This is a genomic window from Streptomyces sp. (assembly GCF_050698815.1).
Classification (GTDB): Bacteria; Actinomycetota; Actinomycetes; order Streptomycetales; family Streptomycetaceae; genus Streptomyces.
This window is the reverse complement of sequence record NZ_JBOHCV010000109.1, coordinates 1-7,184: the sequence shown is the minus strand read 5'-3', so window position 1 is coordinate 7,184 and position 7,184 is coordinate 1. Positions and strand designations below refer to the sequence as shown.

Sequence of the window (7,184 nt, the reverse complement as noted above, 5' to 3'; positions counted from 1 at the left end):
CGGGTGAGGCGGTGGAGGGTGTTGGTGATCTCTGATTCGGTCGCGCCGTCCAGTGCCGCCGTCGGCTCGTCCAGCAGCAGGAGGGGGCGGTCGGCGAGGAACGCGCGGGCCAGGGCGACGCGTTGGCGTTGGCCCGCGGAGATGCCCGCGCCCCCTTCGCCGAGGGTGGTGGCGGGGTCGAGGTCGTCGGCCGCGGCGTGGTGGAGGGCGGTGCGGATCTCGGCTGTCGTCGCGGTGGGGCGGGCCAGTCGTACGTTGTCGGCGATCGTGCCCGCGAAGAGGTGGGGGTGCTGGGGGACCCAGGCGATCTGGGCGTGCCAGCCCGGGAGTTCGAGGTCGTGCAGGTCGGTGCCGTCGACGCGGAGGTGGCCGGAGGTGGGGTGGGTGAAGCCGAGCAGGGCGTGGAGGAGGGTCGATTTGCCCGCGCCCGAGGGGCCCGCGAGCGCGACCGTTTCGCCGGGGGTCAGGGTCAAGTCCGTGGCGGGGAGGGAGTCTTCGGTGCGGCCGGGGTGGCGGACGGTGAGGGCGTTGAGGGTGATGGTGGCGGAGCGCAGGTCGGGAGCGCGGGTGTGGGCGGGGGGCGGGAGCGCCGAGTCGAGGGTGGCGAAGACCTGCTGCGCCGCGGCGAGGCCTTCGGCCGCGGCGTGGTACTGGGCGCCGACCTGACGGAGGGGGAGGTAGGCCTCCGGGGCGAGGACCAGGACCAGGAGGCCCGTGTACAGGTCGAGTTCGCCCGCGACCAGGCGCATGCCGATGCCGACGGCGACGAGGGCGACGGAGATGGTGGCGAGGAGTTCCAGGGTGAGGGAGGAGAGGAAGGCGATGCGCAGCGTGCGCAGGGTGGCGCGGCGGTAGTCGCCGGTGATGGCGCGGATGTTGTCGGCCTGGGCCTTGGCGCGGCCGAAGACCTTGAGGGTGGGCAGGCCCGCGACGACGTCGAGGAAGTGGTGGGAGAGCCGGGAGAGCAGGCGCCATTGGCGGTCCATGTGGGCCTGGGTGGCCCAGCCGATGAGGACCATGAAGAGCGGGATGAGGGGGAGGGTGACGGTGATGACCGCCGCGGAGATCCAGTCCGCGGTGACGATGCGGGCCAGTACGGCGACGGGGATGACGACGGACAGGGCGAGTTGGGGGAGGTAGCGGGCGAAGTAGGCGTCGAGGGCGTCGATGCCGCGGGTGGCGAGGGTGGTGAGGTGGCCGGTGTGCTGGGTGGCGAGGTACGACGGGCCCAGACCCGTCGCGTGGGAGAGGAGGCGGGTGCGCAGTTCCGACTTGACCGCGGCGCTGGAGCGGTGGGCGGCCAGTTCGGTGAGCCACGAGACCAGGGCGCGGGCCACCGCGGTGGCGGCGAGGAGGAGCAGGGGGAGGGTCTGGTCGGTGTGCTGGAGGGCGCCGACGATGATGCCGGCGATCAGCATGGCCTGGGCGATGACCAGCCCGGCGCCGGTCACGCCGAGTGCCACGGAGGCGACGAGGAAGACGCGGGTGGTGCGCGCGTAGCGCAGCAGGCGGGGGTCGACGGGTTTCATCAGTTCGCGATGTGCTGGGTGCCGATGCGCTTGCGGAAGACCCAGTAGGTCCAGCCCTGGTAGAGCAGGACGAGTGGGGTGGCGATGCCCGCGCACCACGTCATGATCTCGAGGGTGTACGGGCTGGAGGCGGCGCCCTCGACGGTCAGGCTCCAGTCGGGGTTGAGCGAGCTGGGCATGACGTCGGGGAAGAGGGCCAGGAAGAGCATGGCCGTGGTACCGGCGATGGCCACGCCGGACAGAGCGAAGGACCAGCCCTCGCGGCCGGCCGCGTTGAGGAGGACGGCGGCGGGCAGGGCGAGTACGGCGAGAGCCAGGGCGGGGAGGCTGGCGGTGCTGCCGGTGTGCAGCTGGGTCCAGATGAGGAACGTGGCGGTGAGTGCCGTGGTGACTGTGCCGAGGGTCGTGGCCAGGCGGGTTGCTCGTACGCGGATGTCGCCGACCGTCTTCAGCGCCGTGAAGACCGCGCCGTGGAAGGTGAAGAGGGCGAGGGTGACCAGGCCGCCGAGCAGGGCGTAGGGGGTGAGGAGGTCGAGGAGGTCGCCGGCGTAGTTCTTGTCGGCGCCGATGGGGACGCCGCGGACGATGTTGCCGAAGAGCAGGCCCCAGAGGAACGCGGGGAGCAGGGAGGTGGTGAAGAGGGCCAGCTCCCAGCGGTGCTGCCAGCTCTCCTCGGGGCGCTTGGCGCGGTATTCGAAGGCGACGCCCCGGATGATCAGGCAGACGAGGATGAGCAGGACGGGGAGGTAGAAGCCGGAGAGGAGGGTGGCGTACCAGTCGGGGAAGGCCGCGAAGGTGGCGCCGACTGCGCTGAGCAGCCAGACCTCGTTGCCGTCCCAGACCGGTCCGATGGTGTTGATCAGAACGCGGCGCTCTGCCCGGTCGCGGGCGAGGAGGCGGGTGAGGAAGCCGACGCCGAAGTCGAAGCCCTCCAGGAAGAAGTAGCCGGTCCACAGGAAGGCGATGGCCGCGAACCAGACGTCGGGAAGATGCATCGCACGCTCCTCAGTACGAGAAGGCCATCGGCCGGTCGGCGTCGTCGCCGCCGATCCTGGTGGGCGGGTTGAGGTCGGAGTCGGTCAGCTCGGGCGGTCCGGCCTTGATGTACTTGCAGAGGAGTTTGACCTCGATGACGGCGAGCGCCGCGTAGAGGGCGATGAAGACGAGCATCGAGGTGAGCACCTCGCCCTGGGAGACACCGGGTGAGACGGCGGCGGAGGTGGGCAGCACGCCGTAGACGGCCCAGGGCTGGCGGCCGGTCTCGGTGAAGATCCAGCCCCAGGCGTTGGCGATCAGCGGGAAGCCCATGGTGAGCAGGGCGAGCCGCCAGTACCAGCGGGTGAGGGCGGGGCCCAGTTCGCGGTCGCGGGTCAGCGCGAGGCGGGGGACCTGGTCGGCGGTGGTGCGCAGGCGGGGGGCGAGCCAGAGCCGGCGGCGGGTGAGGTACAGACCGGCGGCGCCGAGGGCGAAGGAGGACATGCCGAAGCCGATCATCCAGCGGAACGACCAGTAGGCGACCGGGATGTTGGGGCGGTAGTCGGTGATGTCGAGGGTGTCGCCGTACTTCTCCCGGAGCGCCTTCTCGGTGTCGTTGATGCCGGGAACGGACTCGGAGAAGTTGTCGTGCGCGAGGAAGGAGAGCAGGCCGGGGATCTCGACGGCGACCTCGTTGTGGCCGGCGTCGACGTCGCCGTAGGCGAAGAGTGAGAAGGGGGCCGGTCCCTGGGTCTCCCAGAGAGCTTCGGCGGCGGCCATCTTCATCGGCTGCTGGTCGTACATGATCTTGCCGAGCCGGTCGCCGCTGACGGCGGTGAGCGCGCCCGCGATCACCATGGTGATCAGGCCGAGCCGGAGCGATGCCCGCATGACGGGCAGGTGCTGCTTGCGGATCAGGTGGTACGCGGCGACCCCGACCATGAACGCGGCGCCGGTGAGGAAGGCGGCGACCATGGTGTGGGCGAACTGGGCCAGGGCGGTGTTCTGGGTGAGCACCCGGAGGAAGTCGGTGAGTTCGGCGCGCCCGTTGTCCGGGTTGACGCGGTAGCCGACGGGGTGCTGCATCCAGGAGTTGGCGGCCAGGATGAAGTAGGCGGAGAGGATGGTGCCGAGGGCGACCATCCACATGCAGGCCACATGGATCCGCTTCGGCAGCTTGTCCCAGCCGAAGATCCACAGGCCGATGAAGGTGGACTCGAAGAAGAAGGCGATGAGCGCCTCGAGGGCGAGCGGGGCACCGAAGACGTCGCCGACGAAGCGGGAGTAGTCCGACCAGTTCATGCCGAACTGGAACTCCTGGAAGATGCCCGTCACCACCCCCAGCGCGATGTTGATCAGGAAGAGCTTCCCCCAGAACTTGGTGGCCTGGAGGTACTTCTCCTTGCCCGTGCGCACCCAGGCGGTCTCCAGGCCCGCGACGAGCGAGGCGAGCGAGATCGTCAGCGGGACGAAGAGGAAGTGGTAGACGGTCGTGACGCCGAACTGCCAGCGCGCCAGGGTCTCCGGCGCCAGAGCTAGATCCTCCACCGGCTCTCTCCTTCGGCTCGCGCCGTGACCGGGGGCCGGTTCGTCCGCGTTCGGACGGGGATGACCAGAGGACAGGCGGTGTTCGTGAATGAGTTCACATTCACAAGCTATAGTACGACCGTCCCGCCGAGGCTGTGGAGGGGGGTCCCCGAAACGCCCGCAAAGGGAGTCGGCAGCCGGAATCGGGCCCACCCGGTGTGCCGGGCGGGCCCGTTCGCTCAGTACTCGCTCTTGCGGAAGGCCCCCGCCGTCTGCAGGAAGATGTCGTTCGCCTCGGTCTCCCCCACCGTCACCCGCAGGCCCTCACCCGCGAACGGCCTGACCAGCACACCCGCCCGCTCGCAGGCCGCCGTGAAGTCGAGCGTACGGCCGCCGAGCCGCAGCCAGACGAAGTTGGCCTGCGACTCGGGCACCGTCCAGCCCTGCGCGATCAGCTCGCGGGAGACCCGGGCACGCTCGGCGACGAGCGCCTCGACACGTTCCCGCAGCGCGTCCTCGCTGCGCAGCGAGGCGACGGCCGCGTCCTGGGCGACCTGGCTGACGCCGAAGGGCAGGGCGGTCTTGCGGAGCGCCGCGGCCACCGGTTCGTGCGCGACGGCGAAACCGACCCGGAGCCCGGCCAGCCCGTAGGCCTTGGAGAAGGTGCGCAGCACGACCACGTTGGGACGCTCGCGGTACAGCTCTATGCCGTCGACGACGCGCTCGTCCCGTACGAACTCGCGGTACGCCTCGTCCAGCACCACGACCACGTCGTCCGGCACCCGGTCCAGGAAGCGCTCCAGGGCGGGGCGCGGGATGGCGACGCCCGTGGGGTTGTTGGGGTTGCAGACGAAGACGAGCCGGGTGCGGTCGGTGACCGCGTCGGCCATCGCGTCCAGGTCGTGCTCCTCGTCCGCGGTCAGGGGCACCTGCACCGAGGTCGCACCGGAGATCTGCGTGATGATCGGGTACGCCTCGAAGGAGCGCCAGGCGTAGATCACCTCATCGCCCGGCTCCGCTGTGCACTGCACCAGCTGCTGCGCGACTCCGACCGAGCCGGTGCCGGTGGCCAGGTGTTCGACGGGAACCTCGAAGCGGTTTGCCAGCTCGGCGAACAGGGCGGCACACGTCGCGTCGGGGTAGCGGTTGGCGTCCGCGGTGCCGGCGGTCATTACCTCCAGGACCCCGGGCAGCGGCGGGTAGGGGTTCTCGTTGGAGGACAGCTTGTACACCTTGGAGCCGCCGGCCGGGGCGGACCGGCCCGGCTTGTAGCTGGGGATTCCGTCGAGCGCGCCGCGCAGCCTGGGAGTCTTCTCGCTCACCGCTGGTCCTCCTTGACCCTCGTGAACACCAACACACCAATACTGCTCACCCTAAGAGGAATCGGGGGCGGGGCGTGCGGGCCTGTGTCATGAGCTCCCCCACGCTCTCCCGCGCTGGTGGCGAACGCTGTGGCGCGCGTCACTCATGAAGGTGAGTCGATACCTCCTCGCAACCTCGCAGCATCCGTGGGCGCAGGCGCCCCCGGAGGGCGGCAATACTGCGACTACTCCGCCAACTCCCGGGAATTCCAAGGCAGTTGGGGGTTGGCAGGCTTGCAGAATCGTGCCTTCGCAAGCACCCTCGAACGGCACCGCACCCCCTCCGACGCGGGCCTACGATCAGTTCGCCATGACAGCAGCAGAGAAGCATCAGGTAAGCCGGGCGGCGGCCGCGCGCCGGGCACGCGGGGGAAGCCGACTGAACGGCCGCGCGGGCATCCGCGACGTCGCCGCCGCGGCCGGTGTCTCCATCACCACTGTCTCCGACGCCCTCAACGGCAAGGGCAGGCTGCCCGACACCACCCGCGGCCACGTGCGCGAGGTGGCCGAGCGGCTCGGCTACCGCCCGTCGGCCGCCGCCCGTACGCTCCGGACCGGAAAGTCCGGACTCATCGGGCTCACGGTCACCACCTACGGTGAAGAACCGTTCACCTTCACCGAGTTCGCCTACTTCGCCGAAATGGCGCGGGCCGCCACCTCCGCGGCCCTGGCCCGCGGATACGCGCTGGTCATCCTCCCCGCCACCTCACGCCACGACCTGTGGTCCAACGTCGCCCTCGACGGCACCGTCGTCATCGACCCCTCCGACGACGACCCCGTCGTCTCCGAGCTGGTGCGCTCCGGGCTTCCCGTCGTCTCCGACGGCCGCCCCGGCGGCTCGCTGCCCGTCGCCGCCTGGGTGGACAACGACCACGAGGAGGCCGTCCGCGGGCTCCTCGACCACCTCGCCGAATCCGGCGCCCGCCGCATCGGGCTGCTGACCGGCACCAGCACCGACACCTACACCCGCCTGTCCACCACCGCCTACTTCGACTGGTGCGAACGCGTCGGCCAGGAGCCGGTCTACGAGCACTACCCCGCCCACGACCCCTGCGCGGGCGCCGTCGCAGCCGACCGGCTGCTGGCCCGGCCGGACCGGCCCGACGCGGTCTACGGCCTCTTCGACCCCAACGGCACCGACCTGCTCGCCGCCGCCCGCCGCTACGGCCTGCGCGTACCCGAGGACCTGCTGCTGGTGTGCTGCAGCGAGTCCAGCGTCTACGCCACCACCGAGCCGCCGATCACCACCCTCTCCCTCAAGCCGGGCCGGACCGGCAACACCGTCATCCAGCTCCTCATCGACGCCATCGAAGGAGTCGATGCCGGGCAGCCGGTGCAGCAGGTGATGCCGACCGACCTCATCGTCCGTACGTCCTCGCAGCGCCGGTCGCCGCGCACCACCATCAGCGCGCCGCGCGCTCCCGCATCCGACTGACGGCCGGCCGTACCCGTGGGCGCGGTGGCCCGGGCGCGGCGCCGCGAATCCTCGCGGACGAGAGGGGAATTTCCGGAGGAATGTGCCATCGCCTCACCCCCGGACCGCAATTGCCACCCCCAGGTGCGTCGCGAGGCGCTACAGGCGTTCCTATGATGGGCGCACGACACCGGGACCCGCTCCCGACCTGTGAACCTGTGAACCCATGCACCCGTGCGCCTGCGGACCGGTGGGGTCAGCACGACAGGCAGCGGGCGGGGGATCCCCGCCGCGGCAGGCAGGGGACGGTTCGGCAGGTGCACAGCAGCGCGCGATGGTGGAGGGGTCGGATGACTCAGGGGGCCGGTCAGGGATCCG

At 70.7% G+C, this 7,184-nt stretch carries 5 protein-coding genes; 1 reads left to right on the top strand and 4 read right to left on the bottom strand.

Translation table 11 applies throughout. The features are described 5' to 3' along the window. The 4 genes from cydD to hisC form a co-directional block, all read right to left on the bottom strand. The coding region (gene cydD / locus ACRDP3_RS04260) for a thiol reductant ABC exporter subunit CydD (RefSeq protein WP_431515452.1) at positions 1–1,529 on the bottom strand (1,529 nt) is incomplete at its 3' end. Continuing rightward, a complete protein-coding gene (cydB, locus tag ACRDP3_RS04255; RefSeq protein WP_431515451.1) occupies positions 1,529–2,524 on the bottom strand; it encodes a cytochrome d ubiquinol oxidase subunit II in 996 nt (331 codons plus the stop codon). The genes cydD and cydB, both read right to left, overlap by 1 nt. A 10-nt stretch (positions 2,525–2,534) precedes the next feature. After that, positions 2,535–4,052 carry a cytochrome ubiquinol oxidase subunit I gene (locus tag ACRDP3_RS04250; protein WP_431515450.1) on the bottom strand — a complete coding sequence of 506 codons (1,518 nt, stop codon included), beginning with the start codon at positions 4,050–4,052 and terminating at the stop codon, positions 2,535–2,537. Positions 4,053–4,270: 218 nt separating this feature from the next. Next, positions 4,271–5,353, bottom strand: a complete 1,083-nt coding sequence (hisC, locus tag ACRDP3_RS04245) for a histidinol-phosphate transaminase (RefSeq protein ID WP_431515449.1) — start codon at positions 5,351–5,353, stop codon at positions 4,271–4,273. 349 nt (positions 5,354–5,702) lie between these two features. On the opposite strand from hisC, the gene ACRDP3_RS04240 reads away from it, so the two are divergent. Next, complete coding sequence (locus ACRDP3_RS04240; protein ID WP_431515448.1) at positions 5,703–6,827, top strand: LacI family DNA-binding transcriptional regulator; 1,125 nt, start codon at positions 5,703–5,705, stop codon at positions 6,825–6,827. Positions 6,828–7,184 lie beyond the last annotated feature (357 nt).